This is a genomic window from Streptomyces sp. RLA012, from assembly GCF_056270325.1.
The window spans coordinates 8753554-8773122 of record NZ_JBWDPA010000002.1 but is presented as its reverse complement, the minus strand read 5'-3'; the positions used below and the strand labels follow the sequence as shown (position 1 = coordinate 8773122).

Sequence of the window (19569 nt, the reverse complement as noted above, 5' to 3'; positions counted from 1 at the left end):
TACCGACGTTCTAACGTTCTAATATCCAATCTTCTAACGTTTTAACGTTCCTGTTCCCTGACCGCAGAGCGACCGCCCCTCGGGGGCGACGTGGCCGTTCGACTGGAGATGCACGTGGCCGGGCGCATCGAGGACTATGCACTCATCGGAGACATGCAGACCGCAGCACTGGTCTGCCGGGACGGCACGGTGGACTGGCTGTGCCTGCCCCGCTTCGACTCCCATGCCGTCTTCGCAGGACTGCTCGGCACGGAGGAACACGGATTCTGGCGGCTCGGGCCGGCCCACGCCGCCGACGCCGAGCCACCGACGGCGGCGCGCCGCCGGTATCGCGGCGACTCACTGATCCTCGAATCCGAGTGGGACACCCCGCGCGGCACGGTCCGTGTGACCGACTTCATGCCGCCGCGCGACGGCGCGCCACAGCTGATCCGGATCGTGGAGGGCGTCACGGGCCGGGTCCCGATGCGCTCCGCGCTGCGGATGCGTTTCAGCTACGGCCGCGTGGTGCCCTGGGTGCACAAGCACGAGGGCCGCACGGTCGCCGTCGCCGGACCCGACTCGGTCTGGTTCGACACCGCCTGCGAGACCTACGGCAAGGCGCTGACCACGTACGCGGACTTCACGGTGGCGCCCGGTGACCGGATCGCGTTCACCATCTCGTGGGAGCCCTCGCACAAGCAGCCCCCCGCACTGCCCGAGCCGGAGCAGGCCCTGGAGGCCACCGGGGAGTTCTGGCGCGAATGGGTCGAGCAGTGCACGTACCACGGCCCCTACCGCGAGGCCGTCGTCCGCTCCCTGATCACCCTCAAGGCCCTGACGTACGCGCCCACCGGCGGCATCGTCGCCGCGCCCACCACCTCCCTCCCGGAGGAGATCGGTGGCGTACGCAACTGGGACTACCGCTACACCTGGCTCCGCGACGCCGCGATCACCCTCTCCTCGCTGCTGCGCACCGGCTACCGCGAGGAGGCCCGCGCCTGGCGCGAGTGGCTGCTGCGCGCCGTCGCGGGCGACCCGGAGAGCCTGCAGATCATGTACGGCATCGCGGGCGAGCGGGAATTGGGCGAGGCGGAGCTCGACTGGCTTCCCGGGTACGAGAATTCGAGGCCCGTACGGGTCGGCAACGGCGCCGCGCACCAGCTCCAGCTGGATGTGTACGGCGAGGTCATCGAGGCCCTGCACCTGGCCCACATGACGGGCCTGTCCCGCAACGACTACGCCTCGCTCCTCCAGCTGAAGCTGATCCGCTACCTGGAGGACCACTGGGACCAGCCGGACGAGGGCATCTGGGAGGTCCGCGGCCCGCGCCGCCACTTCGTGCACTCCAAGGTGATGGCCTGGGTCGCCGTCGACCGCACGATCAAGCTCATCGAGTCCGGTGACGCGGACGGCCCGCTGGAGAAGTGGCGCGAACTGCGCGACGACATCCACCGGGACGTGTGTGAGAAGGGCTACGACAAGGAGCGCAACACCTTCACCCAGTCGTACGGCTCCAAGGAGCTGGACGCCTCGCTGCTCCTCATCCCCCAGATGGGCTTCCTGCCGCCCGACGACAAGCGCGTGATCGGCACCATCGAGGCGATCCAGCGCGAGCTGTCCACCTCGGACGGCTTCATCCTGCGCTACCCGACCACCGGCGAGGACGCGGGCGTGGACGGCCTGGAGGGCGACGAGGGGGCCTTCCTGGCCTGCTCCTTCTGGATGGCGGACGACCTGGCGATGATCGGCCGCGTCGACGAGGCCCGCAAGCTCTTCGAAAAGCTCCTGGCCCTCCGCAACGACCTGGGCCTGCTGGCCGAGGAATGGGACCCCCGCCTCCAGCGCCAGGTCGGCAACTTCCCGCAGGCCTTCAGCCATGTGCCCCTGATCGACACCGCACTACGGCTGACGGCGAGCGGGGCATACGGCGGCTGACGACGAGCGACAACACAACTGCCCGCGCTACCTTTCCCGAGGAGCGCGGGCAGCGGCTTTCCCAGGGGGCGCGGGCAGCGGCTTTCCCAGAGGCCCCGGGGGCCCGGGCTCAGCGACTTCCCAGAGGACGCGGGCAGCGGCTTTTAGGGGCGCGGGGAACTGCGCGACCAGCCCCCACCGGGCCGCAGCCTCACACGAGCCCCTAGGCTGAAATCATTCCTGTCCCCTCCTGAAAAAAAGGGGGCACCCGCGATGTCCCCCTTCACAAAGGCCTACACCCGCCTCACCACCCTGCGCACACAACTGACCGGCGACGCGTTCAGGCCGGATGACCCCGGCTACGACAACGCCCGCACAGTCTTCAACGGCATGATCGACCGCCACCCCGCAGTGATCGCCCAGTGCGAGACCACGGCGGACGTAGTCCACTCGGTCCGCTTCGCCCGGGACCTGGACCTCCACATCGCGATCCGCGGCGGCGGCCACAGCGTCGCCGGCATGGCGCTCAACGACAACGGCCTGGTCGTCGACCTGCGCCGTATGCACAAGGTGACCGTCCACCCCGGCTCCGAGACGGTACGGGTCGAGGGCGGCGCCCTCATGAGCCACCTCGACCGCGCCACCCGGCCCCACGGCCTGGCGACCACCGGCGGCCGGGCCTCCGGCATCGGCGTCGGCGGCCTCGTGCTCGGCGGCGGCACCGGCTGGCTCGACCGGGCCTTCGGCCTCCCCGTCGACAACCTGCTCGGCGTCGACCTGGTCACGTCCGACGGCTCGCAGGTCCGGGCCACCGACCAGGAGAACCCGGAGCTCTTCTGGGCCCTGCACGGCGGTGGTGGCAACTTCGGCGTCGCCACCGCGCTGACCCTGAAACTGCGCCCGCTGCCGGAATTCTCGATCGCCCTGCTGACATACCGGCCGGAGACCGCCCCGGACGTGGTCCGCACCTACCGCGAGATCATCGCGGCCGCCCCGCCGGAGGCGGGCGGCGGCATCATCCGCAAACGGCTGCTTTGCGCACTCCTGGCGTACGCGGGCGGCGAGCAGGACCTGCGCAGGCTCGCCCAGCCGCTGCTGGCGCTGCCGCACGAGGCCGAGATCCTCACCGCCCTCCCCTACGCCGACCTCCAGCGCATGCCGGACGACCCGCCGGGTCTCAGGAACCACTCGTCCGCCGAGTGCCTGACCGGCCTGCCCGACGAGGCCGTGGACGCCTTCTGCGACCTGGGGAACGCCATGCCGGTGTCCGCGGGCACCCGGCACCTGCTGTTCCCGCAGGGCGGCGCGGTCGCCTCCGGCCCGGCCCGCTTCCCGGTGCCGTACCGGAACGCGCCGTGGATCGTGCACCCCTTCGGGAGCTGGGCGGACCCGGCCGACGACGAGCGCTGTGTCCAGTGGGTCGAGGACGTCCGCGCCGCCTTCCGGCCGTGGAGCACCGGCGCGGCCTGCCTCACCTTCATCGGCGACGAGGGCGCGGACCGGGTGGTGGCCGGCCTCGGCGCCGGGAACATCCGACGGCTGGCCGCGGTGAAGGCCGCGTACGACCCGGACAATGTCTTCCGCTTCAACCACACCGTCCTGCCCGCGTAGCGAGCGGCGGGGGTCTCGGACATGCCTCCGGAACGCCTCCACGGGTACCGTCCGCTGCATGGACAGCCGTTTGGACAGCCGTTACGACACCCAGGGCGCCGGAATCACCGTGCAGCGGGCTCTGGAGCTGCCCGGGCTGCGCGGCGGGCTGCCGGAGATCCTCGCGGGCGCCGACCGGCTGGGCCGCACCGTGCGCTGGGTGCACGCGGGCGAGGTCCCGAACATCGCCTCGCTCCTCAAGGGCGGCGAACTGCTCCTCACCACCGGTTACGGCCTCGGCACCCGCCCCGCCGACCAGCGCGCCTTCGTCCGCACCCTGGCAGAGCGGGGCATCGCGGCGCTCGTCGTGGAACTCGGCCCGCGCTTCACCCGGCTGCCCGCGGCCCTCGTGGAGACGGCCCGCTCCGCCGGTCTCCCGCTCGTCCAGCTGCACCGTGAGGTGCCCTTCGTGGCGGTCACGGAGGAGATCCACACCGAGATCGTCAACGGCCACTACGCACTGCTGCAGCAGGCGGAAGAGGTGCACCGCCGCTGTACCGAGGCCCTCCTCGGCGGCGGGGGCATCCCCCAGGTCCTCGGCATCCTCGCGGAGTTCAGCGGCAACCCCGTCTTCCTGGAGACCCCGGACGGGCAGCTCCTGTACGCCGCCGGGGCCGGCTCCGCGGGCGCCGATCCGCTCCAGGTGTGGGAGGGGCTGCGCGGCCAGCGCAAGGAGCAGCCGCCGGCCGGGACGACGCTGGTGGACGTGCCGGGCGGCGGCCCCGGGACGGGTTCCGTACGCGCCCGGCTGGTCCTCCTCCCGGTCAGCGCCCCGATCGCGCCCGTGCACCGGATCGCGGCGGAGCGGGCCGCGGGCATCCTGGCCGTCGTCCTGATGCAGGCCCGCCAGGAGGAGGAGCTCGCGGCGCGCGGCCGCGGCGACTTCCTGACCGACCTGGCGGAGGGCCGCATCGAGGCCGAGGACGCGCCCGCGCAGGCCCGGGTGCTCGGCTTCAAGCCCGGCACCGGCCCGCTGCTGCCGGTCGTGATGCGGCTCGCCGACGGCCCCTCCCCCGGTGGCGGCTGGGCCGTCCTGGCGCGCGCGGTCGCGGAGGAGCTGGCCTCGGTGGGGGTACCGGTCCTGCTGGGCGTACGTCCGGTCGAGGGCCGCGTCCCCCTGTTGCTGGGCCTGCGTTCGGAGTCCGAGCGCGCGGCGGTCGCGGACCGGGTCGCGGCGGCCCTCCGGGCGGGCGTGGAGCGCGCGGGCATGCAGCGGCCCGGGGCGCAGCCGCCGGTGGTGGTGGTCGGGGTCGCGGGCAGCTGGGCGACGGCCTCGGCGGGACTGCGGCACGCGGCGGAGACGGCGACGGCGGCACAGGGTCTGTCGGACCGCCCCTGGTACGACGCCCGCCGCCTGGACATCGACCTCCTGCTGTGGCGCCTGCGCGACCACCCGGACCTGGAGGCCTTCGTGGACCGCGCCATCGGCCCCCTCCGCGATCACGACCACCGCTCCAAGCCGCCGCTGCTGCCCACCCTGGAGACGTACTTGGCCCACGCGGGCCGCAAGGCCGAGACGGCCCGCGAGCTGCACCTCAACCGGCAGACCCTCTACAACCGCCTGGCCCGGATCGGGGAGTTGCTCGGCACGGACCTGGACGACCCGCAGACGGTACTGGCGTTGAGCCTCGCACTGCGCGCACGAAGGCATGTGTCCTGAGCCGCCGAGCAGCGTGCGCTAGGCAAGGGGCCGGGTCTGGGTCAACTCGTCGTAGACACTCAGCACTTGGGCGACGGTCTCGTCCTCGGTGGGCCAGGTCGCGGCCTGCCGCACCCCGTTCTCCTTGAGCAGCTCCCGGCGAGCGGTATCCCCGAGCAGGCTTACGACGGCGTCGGCGAGGGCCTCCGCGTCCGCGCACGGGACGAGTTCGGCCGCGTCGCCGACCAGCTCGGGGATACCGCCCACGGCGGTCGCGACGAGCGGCACGCGCGCGTGCAGGGCTTCCTGGGCGAGCACCGAGCGGGATTCCCAACCGCTCGTCAGCACCGCGAGATCGGCGGCCAGGAGCAGCTCGGAGACGTCCTCGCGCCGCCCGACGAGCCGGACCGGCAGCTCCTCGTCCTCGATCCGCCGCTGAAGGACCGCCCGCAGCGGCCCCTCCCCGGCGATCACGAGCAGCGGCGCGGGGTCGAGGCCGCGCCACACCCGCGCCGCGTCCAGCAGGGTGTCGTATCCGCGGTGCCGGTCGAGGGAACCGACGGCCATGAGCAACGGGCGCCCGGTGGCGCCGAGTTCGGCCCGCGCCTTGTGCCGGAGCCGGTCGGGATCCCCGTACTCGACGGCCTTGCGCGGCGTCGGAAACGCGACGGCGGCGAGCCGGGCGTCCCGCGCGCCCCGCCTGCGGGCACGGTCCACGAGATCGGAGGAGGTCCCCAGCACCACGGCGGCGGCCTTGGCGACCCGCCGCTCCAACAGGCGCAGCAGCTGGGCCCGCGCCCCCTCCGCGTGCGAACGGGTGTGCCAGGTGACGACGAGCGGGGTGCGGCGTCCGCCGAGCGCGAGCACGGCCCGCAGCGCGGCGTGCAGCCCGTGCGCGTGCACGAGGTCGGCGTCCCCGCAGACCGTCCGCAGCGCGGCCACGGAGGCGGGGTCACTGCTGCGCGGTACGGGGACGTGCTGGGCACCCACACCGGTGAACCCGTACGCGTGATCGGCCTCGGCGGGAGCGCACACGGTCACCCGCACACCTCGGGCGACGAGCCCCGAAGCCAGCGACCGCACATGCGCGCTGCTGCCCGCGCTTCCGCCGCCGAGCACCTGCACGGTGCGCAGCGGCGACTGGCCGTGCAGTGAGTGGCTGCTCACGTGGCTCACGTGGCCGGGGCTCCTGGTTCGGCGTCGGACGGTCACGAAGAACGTACAGAAGGATGTGCAGAGGGGGGTGAACCGCACGTCGTGCTCCGCGTACTACGCCAAGGATGCCAGGCCGCACGGGTGTTCCGGGACCGCCACCGGAGCGCGGTACGCGGCGCACCGGCCAACTCGACGACACCTGTCACCCACACGAGTGAAAAGTGCGACGTCTTTACGACGGGGCCCGCTCACCTCGTCACGACGGGCCCGCTCACCCCAGCGGCCGGGCCGCCACCGCGCCGATCTTCTCCCCGTACCCCGTCGCGGCCACCAGGTGGCGCTCGGGGTCGGTGAAGTGACCAGTGGGGCGGTCAAGCTGTCCACACCGCGGAGCGGTGGCAGAGCCCGTCGCGGAGCGGCGCAGAAGACTACCACCCCACCCCACCCCACCCCACCCCGCCGGGACGGCTACCGGTCGCCCCGGGCCGTGGCCAACAACTCCTCCGCATGCGCCCGCGCCGTCTCCGAGTCCTCCTGCCCCGCCAGCATCCGGGACAGCTCCCGAATCCGTTCCTCCCCCTCCAGCACCTTCACCCCGGAACGGGTGACGGACCCGTCGTTCGTCTTCTCCACGAGCAACTGCCGGTCGGCGAACGCGGCCACCTGCGGAAGATGCGTCACCACGACCACCTGCGCGCTCTTGGCCAGCTTGGCCAACCGCCGCCCGATCTCCACCGCGGCCTTGCCGCCGACCCCCGCGTCGACCTCGTCGAACAGATAGGTCGGCACCGGATCGGTCCCCGCGAACACGACCTCCACCGCGAGCATCACCCGCGAGAGCTCACCACCGGACGCGCCCTTGGCGATGGGCCGCGGCGGCGCTCCCGGGTGCGGAGCGAGCAGCAGCTCGACCTCGTCCACACCCGCGGGCCCGTACGCGACCGTACGTCCGCCGAGTTCCACGCCCTCGGGGTCGTCGCTCTGCCGGATGTCGAACGACACGCGCGCGTGCGGCATGGCGAGCGAGGCCAGCTCGGCGGTCACGGCGGCGGCGAACCGTTCGGCGGCCTCCGTCCGGGCGTCCGTCAGCGCCTGCGCAAGGCCGCCCAGTTCGGCCCGCAGCGCATCCCGCTCACCCGTCAGTTCGTCGATCCGCTCGTCGTCGCCGTCGAGTTCGAGGAGCCGCGCGGCGCCCTGCTCGGCCCAGGCCAGCACGGCGTCGATGTCCTCGCCGTACTTCCGGGTCAGCTGGGTCAGCGCGGCCCGGCGCTCCTCCACGGCCGAGAGCCGCAGCGGATCGGCGTCGAGGTCGTCGGCGTACCCGGCGAGCTCCCCCGCCACATCGCGCAGCAGGATGTTGATCTCCCCGATGCGCCCGGACAGGCCGGCGAGGGCGGAGTCGTGCGACCGTACGGCCTCCAGGGCCCGGTGCGCGCCCGCGACGAGCGTCGCCGCGTCGATGCCCTCGGGGTCCTCGGGATTGCCCGCGAGCGCGGCATGGGCAGCCGTGGCGGCGGACGCGAGCGCCTCCGCGTGCCCGAGCCGCTCCGCCTCCGCCGACAGTTCCCCGTCCTCGCCCGCGCGCGGCTCGACCGCGGCGATCTCGTCGAGTCCGAAGCGCAGCAGGTCGGCTTCCTGGGCCCGCTCACGCGCGCGCGTGGTGATCTCGTCCAGCTCGGCCGAGACGGCCCGCAGCCGCCGGTAGGCACCCGCGTACTTGGCGAGCGGCACGGCGACCGCGTCCCCGGCGTACCGGTCGAGCGCCTGCCGCTGCCGGGACAGCTTGAGCAGCCCCTGCTGGTCGGTCTGCCCATGCACGGCCACCAGCTCGTCGGCCAGCTCGGCGAGCACGCCCACCGGCACGGAACGGCCGCCCAGGTGCGCCCGGGAGCGCCCCTCGGCCGAAACGGTACGGCTGATCAGCAGCGCACCGTCGTCGAGCTCGGCGCCCGCCTCCTCGGCCCGTACGACCGCCGTACCGCCCGGGGGCACGGTGATCCGCCCCTCCACGACGGCGTTCTTGGCGCCGATCCGTACGAGGGCGGGGTCCGCGCGCCCGCCGAGCAGCAGCCCGAGGCTGGTGACCACCATCGTCTTGCCCGCACCGGTCTCACCGGTCACGGCGGTGAAGCCGGGCGACAGCTCGACGACCGCGTCGTCGATGACTCCGAGCGACCGTATCCGCATCTCCTCCAACACGGACACGACCTTACGAGGTCCGGCCGAGGATGTGCGACGGCCCCCGCCCCGCAGCCACGTAGCCGCAGGTGACAAGCACCCACAAAGGGCACCTTGTCACCCACGGGAGTGTCGGTGCGGCGTCACCCACGGGGGTGTCAGTGCGGCGCCCCGCGCCACCCGGAGACCGGCAACGCGAACTTGGCCACCAGCCGATCGGTGAACGAGGCGTGGTGCAGCCGAGCGAGCCGTACCGGCACCGCCCCCCGCCGCACCTCCACCCGCGCCCCCGGCGGCAACTCCACCGTCCGCCGCCCGTCGCACCACAGCACACCCGGCGGAATGTGCGGCAGCACCTCCACGGCGAGCACCGAGTTCGGCGAGGTCACCAGCGGCTTGGCGAACAGCGCGTGCGCGCTGATCGGCACCATGAGCAGCGCCTCGACCTCCGGCCACACGACGGGCCCGCCCGCGGAGAACGCGTACGCCGTGGAGCCGGTCGGCGTCGACAGGCAGATGCCGTCGCACCCGAAGCCGGTGACGGGCCGCCCGTCGATCTCCAGGACCACCTCCAGCAGCTTCTCGGCGGAGACCTTCTGCACGGCGGCCTCGTTGAGCGCCCAGTCGGTGTGGACGATGGTGCCGTTCTGGTGCACGACGACGTCGACGGTCATCCGTTCCTCGACCTCGTACGCCTTGGTCACCACCCGGTCGACGACCTTGTCGAGGTCGTCGCGCTCGGCCTCCGCGAGGAAGCCGACGCTGCCGAGGTTGACGCCGAGCATCGGCACCCCGGAGGCACGGGCGAACTCGGCGCCGCGCAGCAGTGTGCCGTCACCGCCGAGCACGATCAGCAGTTCGCAGCCGTCGAGGCACTGTGGAGTGGCCTCCTTCACCAGCTCCACCTCGGGCGGCAGCGGCAGGTCGGCCGCCTCCGCCTCCAGCACCCGCACCCCGATCCCGGAGCGCAACAGCCCCTGGACCACGAGTTCGGCGCTGCGGATCGCAGCGGGCCGCCCGGTGTGGGCGAGCAGGAAAACAGTACGATCTCGGGTCTGTGTCAACGGGGCCCCTCCGCCACTGCACGGTCAACGTCGGCCGGGTCGAGTTCGGGTGCCTCGGCACGCAGCCACAGAAAGTACTCGACATTGCCCGAGGGTCCGGGCAACGGACTCGCGGTCACGCCCTTCACCCCGAGCCCCAGTTCCGCGGCCCGCCGGGCCACGCCGCGCACGGCCTCGGCGCGCAGTTCCGGACTGCGTACGACTCCACCACTCCCCAGCCGTTCCTTCCCCACCTCGAACTGCGGCTTGACCATCATCACCAGATCGGCGTCGGGTGCCGCGCACCGCACGAGGGCGGGCAGCACCAAGCCGAGCGGGATGAAGGACAGATCCCCGACAACAAGATCCACGGGCTTCCCATCGATCGCCTGCAACGTCAACTCGCGTACGTTCGTACGGTCCTTGACGGTGACGCGTTCATCGCTCTGCAGAGACCAGGCAAGTTGACCGTAGCCGACGTCCACGGCGACGACCTGGGCGGCACCCGCGCGCAGCAGCACATCGGTGAAGCCTCCGGTGGACGCTCCGGCGTCCAGCGCACGCCGTCCCTCGACCTTCAGCCCCTGGGGCACGAAGGCCGCCAGGGCGCCCGCGAGCTTGTGCCCACCGCGCGAGACGTAGTCGGGGTCGCTGTCGTCCTGGGCGACCACGATCGGGGCGGCGGTCTCCACCTGGGTGGCGGGTTTGGTCGCGAGGGTCTTACCGACGCTCACCCGGCCGGCGGCGATCAGCTGCCCGGCGTGCTCACGCGAGCGGGCGAGCTTACGGCGGACCAGCTCGGCGTCGAGGCGGCGGCGTGCCACTCCTGCCACGTTCGGTTCAGCTCCTGCGGTCGTACGGCCATTGATAGGTGTGACCCAAAGGGTCTCATTGAGGGGCGGTGGTCGGGTGACGGGTGGGAGCCGGAGGTCCCGGGCGGGCGTCGAGCGCGGTCAGCGCGTCACGCAGCCCCCGGTGTACATCCTCGTACACCTCGACGTGCCCGTCCGTGGCGAGGTGGTCGGCGTCGCCCAGCCGGTCGAGCTGGGCGTCGACCTCGGCGTTCCCGGTGGGGACGCGCGGAATGTTCAGCGGCGCCGGGGCTGCAGGGTCGTACTCGGGTTCGACTCCGCCCTCGGTCTCGACACCGGCATCGACCGGAACCTCCGGCTCCGGCACCACGTCCTGCGGAGCCCCGCTCTCCGGTACTGACTCGTCCATGCCCCGACGCTACCCCGAAGCGCTGCGGTACCGTCGACCGCGATGGCCACGATTGAGGAGTGCCGCAGCGCACTCGACAAGCTCTCGGACAACATGGCGGGCGCCGACGGGAACGTACGCGAGGCGGCGGCCCTGGACCGCTCGCTGAGTTGCCGTATCACCGACCTCGACATCACCTTCGTCGGCCGTCTCAAGGACGGCCGGATCGAGGTGCTCGACACCCTCCAGGGCCCACCCCGGGAGAAGGCTCAGATCAGACTCGCCATGTCCGGCGACGACCTGGTCGCCATGGTCTCCGGGGAGCTGAACTTCGCGAAGGCCTGGAGTTCGGGCCGAGTGAAGCTGGAGGCGGCCCTCCTCGACCTCTTCCGCCTCAGGAAGCTCCTGTAGGCACTCCTGCACACGGCTTCCGCAAGCGCCTCCCTACGGCGCTCAGGGAGCTTCGCCGGTGACCGCGGCGGCGACCGCCCGCGTACGGACCTTCCGCGCCGCCGGCACCACCAGCGGGGTCCCCGTCTCCGGGTCGTCGATGACCTGGCAGCGCAGCCCGAAGACCTCCTCGACCAGCTCGGCCGTGACGATGTCGTTCGGTGTGCCCTCGGCGACGACCCGGCCGTCGCGCAGGGCGATCAGATGGGTGGCGTACCGGGCGGCGTGATTGAGGTCGTGCAGGACCGCGACCAGGGTGCGCCCCTGCTCCTCGTGGAGTTCGGCGCACAGGTCGAGCACGTCGATCTGGTGCTGGATGTCGAGATAGGTCGTCGGTTCGTCCAGGAGCAGCAGTGGGGTCTGCTGGGCGAGGGCCATCGCGATCCACACGCGTTGCCGCTGGCCACCCGACAGTTCGTCGACATAGCGATCGGCCAGTTCCGCGACACCGGTCGAGGTCATCGACTCCTGCACGACCCGCTCGTCCTCCGTCGACCACTGGCGCAGCAGCCCCTGGTGCGGATAGCGGCCCCGGCCGACCAGATCGCCGACCGTGATCCCGTCCGGCGCGATCGACGACTGCGGCAGCAGCCCCAGCGTCCTGGCCACCTTCTTCGCGGGCATCGACTGGATGACCTGCCCGTCGAGCAGCACCCGCCCCGCGGAGGGCTTGAGCATCCGCGAGAGGGCACGCAACAGCGTGGACTTGCCGCAGGCGTTCGGACCGACGATCACGGTGAAGGAGTTGTCGGGGATCTCCACCGACAGCTTCTCCGCGATGACGCGCTGGTCGTAGCCGAGGGTGACGTTGTCGGCGGACAGGCGGTTCACAGTGCTCCTTTGGATGTTCTCGTGCGCCGAGATGTTCTGGTTCGACGAGGCGTTCTGGTCCGCCGGGGCGTTCTGGTCCGCCGGGCCGTTCTGGTCCGCCGGAGCGCTCATATCCGGCCCGCCTTGCGTTCGGTGACCAGCAGCCACAGCAGATAGATCCCGCCCAGGACCCCCGTCACGACACCGACCGGCAGCTGGTCGGCGCCGAAGGCCCGCTGCGAGGCCCAGTCCGCGACGATCAGCAGGGTCGCGCCCATGCACATCGACGGCACCAGGTTCGGTCCCGGCATGGGGGCACCTCCCGCGCCTTTAAGGCAGCGGGGGAGGGTCAGCCGCCGGGCGAGCTGCGGCGCGGTGAGCGCCACGAAACCGACCGGGCCCGCGGCCGCGGTGGCACCGGCGGTGAGCAGCACGGCGGACAGCATCAGCAGCAGTCGTACGCGCTCGACGCGCACCCCGAGGGCGTACGACACGTCGTCGCCCATCTCCATCATCCGCAGCCCCCGCGCGTTGCCGAGGACGAGCGGGACGAGAACGGCGCACATCACGAGCAGCGGCCAGACCTGGGCCCAGTCACGGCCATTGAGGGAACCGGTCATCCAGACGACCGCGCGGGCCGCGTCGACGATGTCCGCCTTGGTGAGCAGATAGCCGTTGACCGCCGTGACGATCGCGGAGACTCCGATACCGACCAGGACCAGCCGGTATCCGTGCACACCCCGCTTCCAGGCGAGCAGATAGATGGCGAGTCCGGTCACCAGACCGCCGACGAGCGCTCCCAGGGCGACCTGGTTGGCGCTTCCGGAGAACAGCACGATCATGATGAGCGCGCCGGCCGTCGCCCCCTGCCCCAGACCGAGGACGTCCGGACTGCCCAGCGGATTGCGGGAGACGGACTGGAAGATCGCCCCGCCGAGACCGAGCGAGGCCCCGACCAGGAGGCCGACGAGGACCCGGGGCAGCCGCAGGTCGTTGACGATGAACTCCTGGCCGGCGTCCCCGTTGCCGACCAGCGTCTTGAGGACGTCGACGACCGGGATCGGGAAGTCGCCGGTGCCGATCAGCACCACGCTCGCGGCGAGCGCGGCCACCAGCAGCAGCACGACGACGGTGAACGCCCGGACGTCGAGCCGGACCGACAGGCCGCCGCGCGTACGAAGGGGTCGAGTACCTGTGGTGGTCACAGCTGCGCCGTCCTCCGCCGTCGTACGAGATAGATGAAGACCGGCCCGCCGAGCACCGCGGTGACGATGCCGACCTGCAGTTCCGCGGGCCGCGCGATGATCCGCCCCAGGACGTCCGCGCCCAGCAGCAGCACGGGCGACAGGACGGTCGCGTACGGCAGGATCCAGCGCAGGTCGGGCCCGGTGAAGGACCGTACGACATGCGGAACCATGAGCCCGACGAAGACGATCGGCCCGCAGGCGGCGGTCGCGGCGCCGCACAGCACGGTGGCGGCGGCCATGGACAGCGCACGGGTGCGGTTCAGGTTGGCGCCGAGCGCGCGGGCGGTGTCGTCACCCATGGCCATGGCGTTCAGCGGCCGGGCGAGGGCCAGCGCGACGACCGTGCCGACCAGCAGGAAGGGCAGCACCTGCCTGATGGTCGAATCGGTGGCCGAGGCCAGCGAGCCGACCGTCCAGAAACGCATCTTGCCGAGCGCCGCGTCGTCCATGATCATCACGGCCTGCAGATAGCCGTAGAGCGCGGCGCTGATCGCGGTGCCCGCGAGCGCGAGCCGCACCGGGGTCGCTCCCCGGCTGCCGCCGAGGAACCACACCAGGGCCCCCACCGCGGCCGCACCGAAGAAGGCGAACCACACATAGCCGTTCAGGCTCGTGACACCGAAGTAGGTGATGGCGGTGACGACCGCGGCGGACGCGCCCGCGTTGATCCCGAGCAGTCCCGGGTCGGCCAGCGGATTGCGGGTGAGCGCCTGCAGGACCGCGCCCGAGAGCCCGAGCGCGGCGCCGACGAGCAACCCGAGGACGGTACGCGAGATCCGGTCGTCGACCACGACGTCGGCATACGTCCCCGAGTCGTGGAACAGACCGTGCCAGACCTGGTCCAGGGGCAGCGCTTTCGCGCCGATCGCGATGCTCGCGAGCGCGACGAGCACCAGCACGGCGAGGGACACGAGAAGCCCAACGACGCGTATCGCCCTGCGGCTCGGGGGCGCGGGGGCGGTCTCCGCGCGCTGTTCGGGGGGACTGTCGACCAACACGCAGTTAGGTTAGCCTACCCTCGCTCACGCATCGATCCCCGGTGACTACTCATCACCACCGACGAGCCCGCCCGCTCGCCGACGAGCCCGCCCACCGAAGGGCCCCTCGGACAGGCCGCCCCACGGACAGGCCGACCCCGAGAACAGGCCGCCCCACCCGGTCAGACTCCGAGTCGCGCCAGCGCCTTCTCCCCGTCCAGCTCGCAGGTACCCGCCCCGGCCGCCGTCCATGCCGCCGCACACAGCGCCCGCAGCCCGTCCAGGGCCCCGCCGTCACCCGTCAGCTCAAGGCGGCGCTCGCTCCCGGCCGACGCCGTCCAGCCACCGCACCGGAACCCGCCGTCCGCCGCCACGACCTCCGGCTGCCCGGTGAGCAGCCCGCGCAGATCGGCGTCCACGTACGTCGGCCGGTGCTGCGGCGGGGCGGCCAGCAGCTGCGCACCGTCCGTCACACCGGTCAGCACGAGCAGCGAGTCCACCTCGCCGTTGAACGCGCCCTCGATGTCCGTGTCCAGCCGGTCGCCGACCACCAGCGGCCGCTTCGCCCCGGTCCGCAGGATCGTCTCGCGGTGCATCGGGGGCAGCGGCTTGCCCGCCACCTGCGGCTCGGCGCCCGTGGCGATGCGTACGACCTCCACCGCGGCCCCGTTCCCGGGCGCGATCCCGCGTGCGCTCGGGATCGTCAGGTCGGTGTTGGACGCGAACCACGGCACCCCGCGCGCGATGGCGAAGCAGGCCTCCGCGAAGCGCCCCCAGGCCAGATCGGGACCGCCGTACCCCTGCACGACCGCCACCGGACCGTCCTCGGCCGACTCGACCGGCTCCAGCCCGCGCTCACGCAGCGCGACCCGCAGCCCCTCCCCGCCGATGACCAGCACCCGCGACCCGGCGGGCACCTGCTCGCTGATCAGCCGGGCCGCGGCCTGCGCCGAGGTGATGACGTCATCGGCGCCCGTCGGTATGCCCAGTTCACTCAGATGCTCCGCCACCGCGTCCGGCGTCCGCAGCGCGTTGTTCGTGACATACGCGAGGTGCATCCCACCGGAGCGGGCGGTGCCGAGCGACTCGACGGCGTACGCGATCGCGTTGCCGCCCGCGTACACCACCCCGTCCAGATCGAGCAGAGCCGTGTCGTAGGCCTCGCTCAGGTTCTGCCCACTGCTTTCGGGCCGCGTCCTGACGGTCTGGCTCATTGCACATCGCTCCTCGTTCTAGCTCTTTCCCTCGATCATCGCGCATGGCACCGACACACAGTGACGATCACACTTACGATGCCTCAATGAACTATGCAGGTCCCGCGGAGGAAACCCCGGCGCGCAGCGGCCTCGAACTGGCCCCGTTCCGGGGCCTGCGCTACGACCCCGACCGGGTCGGCAGCCTCGCCGCCGTGACATCCCCGCCGTACGACGTCGTCGTACGGCCGGACGGTCTGCTCCACCTCGAATCGGCCGATCCGCACAACATCGTCCGGCTGATCCTCCCCCAGGACACGACCCCCACCGCCCGTAACCGCCAGGCGGCGGACACCCTGCACGACTGGCTGTCCAAGGGTGTCCTGACCACCGACCCCGAGCCGGGCCTGTACGTCTACGAGCAGCACGACAGCGGCCTGCTGCAACGCGGCATCATCGGCGCCCTGCGCCTGTCGGAGCCGTCCGACGGTGTCGTCCTCCCGCACGAGGACGTCATGCCCCACGTCATCGCGGACCGCGCGGCCCTGATGCGCGCCACCTCCGCCAACCTCGAACCCCTCCTGCTGACCTACCGGGGCAATGGTTTCCGGGTCGGCGCCGCCGCCGTCATCGAGCGCACCGCCGAGCGCGATCCGCTGCTCGCGACGACCACGGAGGACGGTTTGAGCCACCGGTTGTGGGCGGTCACCGACCCCGTCGACCTGGCCGAGATCCAGACGGACCTGGAACATCACCAGGCCCTCATCGCGGACGGTCACCACCGCTGGGCGACATACCTGCGGCTGCGCGCCGAGCACCCCTCACCCAGCCCCTGGGACTACGGACTCGTACTCCTGGTCGACACCGTTCGCTACCCGCTCCGCGTGCGCGCCATCCACCGTCTTCTGCACGGCGTGCCGGTCGAGGAAGCACTGGGCGCTCTGACGGACTCGTTCCGCGTACGCCACCTCGACGTCACCCTCCCCGAGGCCCTGGAGGCCCTCGCCGAAGCGGCCTCCGAGGGCAACGCCTTCCTCCTCGCGGGCGACGGTTCGTTCCACCTGGTCGACCGCCCGGACCCGGACCTCCTCACCCGTACGGTCCCCGCCGACCGCCCCGAGGCCTGGCGCACCCTGGACGCGACCGTCCTGCACGCCACGCTCCTCGACCACATCTGGGGCATCCCCGAGGACTCGCCCGCCCACATCGCCTACATCCACGACACGGCCGCCACGGTCGCCAAGGCGGAGCACGACGGCGGCACGGCCGTCCTGCTGCACCCGGTCCGCGAGGAGGTCGTACGCGACCTCGCCCGCCAGGGCGTCACGATGCCCCGCAAGTCGACGTCGTTCGGCCCGAAGCCGGCGTCGGGGCTGGTGCTGCGGGCACTCGCCCTCTGAAACGCCGAGCGGCGGGCCCCTTCCGGGTCCCGCCGCTCATCTCATTCTCCGTACGCCTGGGCGTCAGCTCCGAGAAGCGTCCTCGTCGCCGTCCTCGACGACCGGCGCCTGCTCGACCTTCACAGCAGCCTCGCCGCCACCGTCGACGTCATCCTCGATGCCGTCGTCCTCATCCTCTTCGTCGTCCTCGTCTTCGTCGTCCTCGTCGTCCGCGAAGCCTTCGTCCTCGACATCGACATCGACATCGTCCTCGACGTCAACGTCTACCTCGGCCTCGATCTTGTCCTCGATCTCCGGCTCGTTCTCGTCCTCGTCCTCGTCGTCCTCATCCTCGACGAGCACGTCGACGAACTCGACGCCGTCCAGCTCGGCGAGCCGGTCGGAGGCGTCGGTGCTGCCGTCCTTGTCGGACTCGACGGCCTTGGCGAACCACTCGCGCGCCTCGTCCTCACGACCGGCGGCAAGAAGCGCGTCGGCGTACGCGTAGCGCAGTCGCGCGGTCCAGGGCTGTACGGAGTTCGAGGCGAGCTCCGGGCTCTGGAGAGTCACGATGGCCGCGTCGAGCTGCCCCATGTCCCGCCGCGCGCCGGCCGCCACGAGCCGCATCTCGACCTGCCCGGCCTTGTCCAGCTTGTGCACCTCGGGCGCACCGGCCATGTCCAGCGCCTTCTCGGGCCGGCTCATGCCTCGCTCACAGTCCGCCATGACGGGCCACAGGTCCACGTTCCCGGTCATACGGCGGGCGGCCCGGAACTCCGCGAGCGCCTCGCTGTACTTCTGGTTCGCGTACGCGGCGAACCCGGCCGCCTCACGTACGGCGGCGACACGCGACGCCAGGCGCAGGGCGATCTTGGAGTACGCGTACGCACCCTCGGGGTCCTCGTCGATGAGCCGGGCGACCATCACCAGGTTCCTGGAGACGTCCTCCGCAAGCCCCTTCGGCAGGCTGAGCAGTTCCTGCCGTACGTCGGCGTCGATCTCCTCGCCCGTGACGTCGTCCGGGATCGGCAGCCGCTTGATCGGCTCACGGTCCCGGTCACGCTCGTCACGGCCACGGAAGCCGCCGCCGCGCCGGTCGTCACGTCCGCGGTCGTCGCGGCCACGGAACCCACCGGGACGGTCGCCCCGGTCGTCGCGACGCGGGCCACCGCGTCCATGGTCGTCGCGGGCGCGGAATCCACCGGGACGGCTGTCGTCGCGCCGGTCGTCGCGCCGATCATCACGCCGGTCGTCACGGCGGACGGCCGGACGGTCGCCGCCGCGGCTGTCGTCACGACGGAACCCACCGCGATCACCACTGTCACGACGATCGTCACGACGGAACCCACCACGGTCATCGCCCCGACGATCGTCACGCCGATCATCACGGCGGTCGTCACGGCGGACGGCCGGACGGTCGCCGCCACGGCTGTCGTCACGACGGAACCCACCACGATCACCACTGTCACGACGGTCATCACGACGGAACCCACCACGGTCGTCCTCACGACGCGGACCGCTGGGCCGATCCTCACGACGCGGACCACCACTGGGGCGATCGTCACGCCGGAACGCAGGACGATCACGGTCCCCGTCTCGACGGAACCCACCACGGTCATCGCCCCGCCGGTCGTCGCGTCGGTCGTCACGGCGGACGGCCGGACGGTCGCCGCCGCGGCTGTCGTCACGCCGGAACCCACCGCGATCACCACTGTCACGACGATCGTCACGACGGAACCCACCACGGTCATCGCCCCGACGATCGTCACGCCGATCATCGCGCCGATCATCACGGCGGTCGTCACGGCGGACGGCCGGACGGTCCCCGCCACGGCTGTCGTCACGCCGGAACCCACCACGATCACCACTGTCACGACGGTCATCACGACGGAACCCACCACGGTCGTCCTCACGACGCGGACCGCTGGGCCGATCCTCACGACGCGGACCACCACTGGGGCGATCGTCACGCCGGAACGCAGGACGATCACGGTCGCCATCCCGGCGAACGCCACGGTCACGGTCGTCACGACGCGGTCCGCTGGGGCGGTCGTCACGGCGGAAGGCCGGGCGGCCACCGCGATCGCCCTCGCGCCGGTCGTCACGGCCACGGATACCGCCGCCACCACGGTTGTCATCACGCCGGCTGTCGTCGCGACGGAAACCACCACGGTCCCCACCACGGTCCCCACCACGGTCCCCGCCACGGTCTCCGCCGCGTTCACCACCACGGTCCCCGCTTCGGTCACCGTCACGGCGGTCGTCGCGCCGGCCGTAGCCGCCACGCTCTGCCCCGCCGCGATCGGACGCACCCCGGTCGTTGTCGCGGCGCGGGCCTCCGCGGTAGCCGCCGCGGTCACCACTGTCCCGGCGGCGCTGATCACGCTCCGGTCGATCGTCGGGAGAGTTGGTGGACATGGGTGACTCCTGTCTTCGGTACCGCAAGTCATTCTCGCGCAGCCGGGTACCCAGCGCGCTTCGGAAAAACAAAAAAAGACCTTTGGTCCCAGCGAGTCGCTGGGACCAAAGGTCCTCCAAAGATTGTTCGGCGGCGTCCTACTCTCCCACAGGGTCCCCCCTGCAGTACCATCGGCGCTGTAAGGCTTAGCTTCCGGGTTCGGAATGTAACCGGGCGTTTCCCTCACGCTATGACCACCGAAACCCTTTCAGACACCCCACGATAAAGCGGGGCCTCGAACGGGCAGCGAACAAGCACACTATTCAATTGATTAGTGGAACTGTTCAGCCAGCA

15 protein-coding genes, 1 rRNA gene and 1 pseudogene are annotated in these 19569 nt (G+C 71.7%); 5 read left to right on the top strand and 12 right to left on the bottom strand.

What is annotated here, in order from left to right:
• The first annotated feature begins 114 nt into the window (after positions 1-114).
• From RV986_RS40165 to RV986_RS40155, 3 genes are all read left to right on the top strand, one after another.
• Positions 115-1917, top strand: coding sequence for a glycoside hydrolase family 15 protein (locus RV986_RS40165; protein WP_475924607.1), 1803 nt, complete (start codon positions 115-117; stop codon positions 1915-1917).
• Positions 1918-2169: 252 nt separating this feature from the next.
• Positions 2170-3507: an FAD-binding oxidoreductase gene (locus tag RV986_RS40160; RefSeq protein ID WP_475922093.1), complete on the top strand. Its 1338-nt coding sequence runs from the start codon at positions 2170-2172 to the stop codon at positions 3505-3507.
• 58 nt (positions 3508-3565) lie between these two features.
• Positions 3566-5206, top strand: coding sequence for a PucR family transcriptional regulator (locus RV986_RS40155; RefSeq protein WP_475922092.1), 1641 nt, complete (start codon positions 3566-3568; stop codon positions 5204-5206).
• Between the two features lie 18 nt (positions 5207-5224).
• On the opposite strand, the gene RV986_RS40150 is transcribed toward RV986_RS40155, so the two are convergent.
• The 5 genes from RV986_RS40150 to RV986_RS40130 all read right to left on the bottom strand — a co-directional run bounded on the left by RV986_RS40150 (position 5225) and on the right by RV986_RS40130 (position 10782).
• On the bottom strand, positions 5225-6361 hold the full coding sequence (locus RV986_RS40150) for a glycosyltransferase family 4 protein (protein WP_475922091.1): 1137 nt from the start codon (positions 6359-6361) through the stop codon (positions 5225-5227).
• A 447-nt stretch (positions 6362-6808) separates the two neighbouring features.
• Positions 6809-8539, bottom strand: a complete 1731-nt coding sequence (gene recN / locus RV986_RS40145) for a DNA repair protein RecN (protein WP_475922090.1) — start codon at positions 8537-8539, stop codon at positions 6809-6811.
• Between the two features lie 137 nt (positions 8540-8676).
• Positions 8677-9582, bottom strand: coding sequence for an NAD kinase (locus RV986_RS40140; protein WP_475922089.1), 906 nt, complete (start codon positions 9580-9582; stop codon positions 8677-8679).
• Complete coding sequence (locus tag RV986_RS40135; RefSeq protein WP_475922088.1) at positions 9579-10394, bottom strand: TlyA family RNA methyltransferase; 816 nt, start codon at positions 10392-10394, stop codon at positions 9579-9581. The genes RV986_RS40140 and RV986_RS40135 overlap by 4 nt, the downstream gene beginning before the upstream one ends.
• A 55-nt stretch (positions 10395-10449) precedes the next feature.
• Positions 10450-10782, bottom strand: a complete 333-nt coding sequence (locus RV986_RS40130; protein WP_475922087.1) for a hypothetical protein — start codon at positions 10780-10782, stop codon at positions 10450-10452.
• 42 nt (positions 10783-10824) lie between these two features.
• Here RV986_RS40130 and RV986_RS40125 point away from each other — a divergent pair, with 42 nt between their 5' ends.
• Positions 10825-11172, top strand: coding sequence for an SCP2 sterol-binding domain-containing protein (locus RV986_RS40125; protein ID WP_475922086.1), 348 nt, complete (start codon positions 10825-10827; stop codon positions 11170-11172).
• Positions 11173-11214: 42 nt separating this feature from the next.
• Here the strand turns inward: RV986_RS40125 and RV986_RS40120 are convergent, their stop codons facing one another.
• The 4 genes from RV986_RS40120 to RV986_RS40105 form a co-directional block, all read right to left on the bottom strand.
• A complete protein-coding gene (locus RV986_RS40120; protein ID WP_475922085.1) occupies positions 11215-12153 on the bottom strand; it encodes an ABC transporter ATP-binding protein in 939 nt (312 codons plus the stop codon).
• Positions 12150-13226, bottom strand: a complete 1077-nt coding sequence (locus RV986_RS40115) for a FecCD family ABC transporter permease (RefSeq protein WP_475922084.1) — start codon at positions 13224-13226, stop codon at positions 12150-12152. The genes RV986_RS40120 and RV986_RS40115 overlap by 4 nt, the downstream gene beginning before the upstream one ends.
• The gene (locus RV986_RS40110) at positions 13223-14266 is read right to left on the bottom strand and encodes a FecCD family ABC transporter permease (protein WP_475922083.1); all 1044 of its coding nucleotides are present in this window, start codon (positions 14264-14266) and stop codon (positions 13223-13225) included. Before RV986_RS40110 ends, RV986_RS40115 begins: the two co-directional genes overlap by 4 nt.
• Positions 14267-14427: 161 nt before the next feature.
• Positions 14428-15459, bottom strand: coding sequence for an HAD hydrolase-like protein (locus RV986_RS40105; RefSeq protein ID WP_475922082.1), 1032 nt, complete (start codon positions 15457-15459; stop codon positions 14428-14430).
• Positions 15460-15545: 86 nt separating this feature from the next.
• On the opposite strand from RV986_RS40105, the gene RV986_RS40100 reads away from it, so the two are divergent.
• Positions 15546-16838, top strand: a complete 1293-nt coding sequence (locus RV986_RS40100) for a DUF1015 domain-containing protein (RefSeq protein WP_475922081.1) — start codon at positions 15546-15548, stop codon at positions 16836-16838.
• Positions 16839-16901: 63 nt separating this feature from the next.
• Here RV986_RS40100 and RV986_RS40095 read toward each other — a convergent pair whose 3' ends face one another.
• From RV986_RS40095 to rrf, 3 genes and pseudogenes are all read right to left on the bottom strand, one after another.
• Positions 16902-17849: a tetratricopeptide repeat protein gene (locus tag RV986_RS40095; RefSeq protein ID WP_475924606.1), complete on the bottom strand. Its 948-nt coding sequence runs from the start codon at positions 17847-17849 to the stop codon at positions 16902-16904.
• Positions 17850-18500: 651 nt separating this feature from the next.
• Positions 18501-18731, bottom strand: a pseudogene (locus RV986_RS40090) (hypothetical protein); the annotation flags it as partial.
• A 629-nt stretch (positions 18732-19360) separates the two neighbouring features.
• Positions 19361-19477 (bottom strand): 5S ribosomal RNA (gene rrf / locus RV986_RS40085).
• Positions 19478-19569 lie beyond the last annotated feature (92 nt).

Bases quoted from the DNA above. Each gene is read 5' to 3' on its own strand.
- RV986_RS40160 (WP_475922093.1), top strand. From the start codon at position 2,170: ATGTCCCCCTTCACAAAGGCCTACACCCGCCTCACCACCCTGCGCACA.
- RV986_RS40155 (WP_475922092.1), top strand. From the start codon at position 3,566: ATGGACAGCCGTTTGGACAGCCGTTACGACACCCAGGGCGCCGGAATC.
- RV986_RS40130 (WP_475922087.1), bottom strand. From the start codon at position 10,782: ATGGACGAGTCAGTACCGGAGAGCGGGGCTCCGCAGGACGTGGTGCCG.
- RV986_RS40125 (WP_475922086.1), top strand. From the start codon at position 10,825: ATGGCCACGATTGAGGAGTGCCGCAGCGCACTCGACAAGCTCTCGGAC.
- RV986_RS40120 (WP_475922085.1), bottom strand. From the start codon at position 12,153: ATGAGCGCTCCGGCGGACCAGAACGGCCCGGCGGACCAGAACGCCCCG.
- RV986_RS40105 (WP_475922082.1), bottom strand. From the start codon at position 15,459: ATGAGCCAGACCGTCAGGACGCGGCCCGAAAGCAGTGGGCAGAACCTG.
- RV986_RS40100 (WP_475922081.1), top strand. From the start codon at position 15,546: ATGAACTATGCAGGTCCCGCGGAGGAAACCCCGGCGCGCAGCGGCCTC.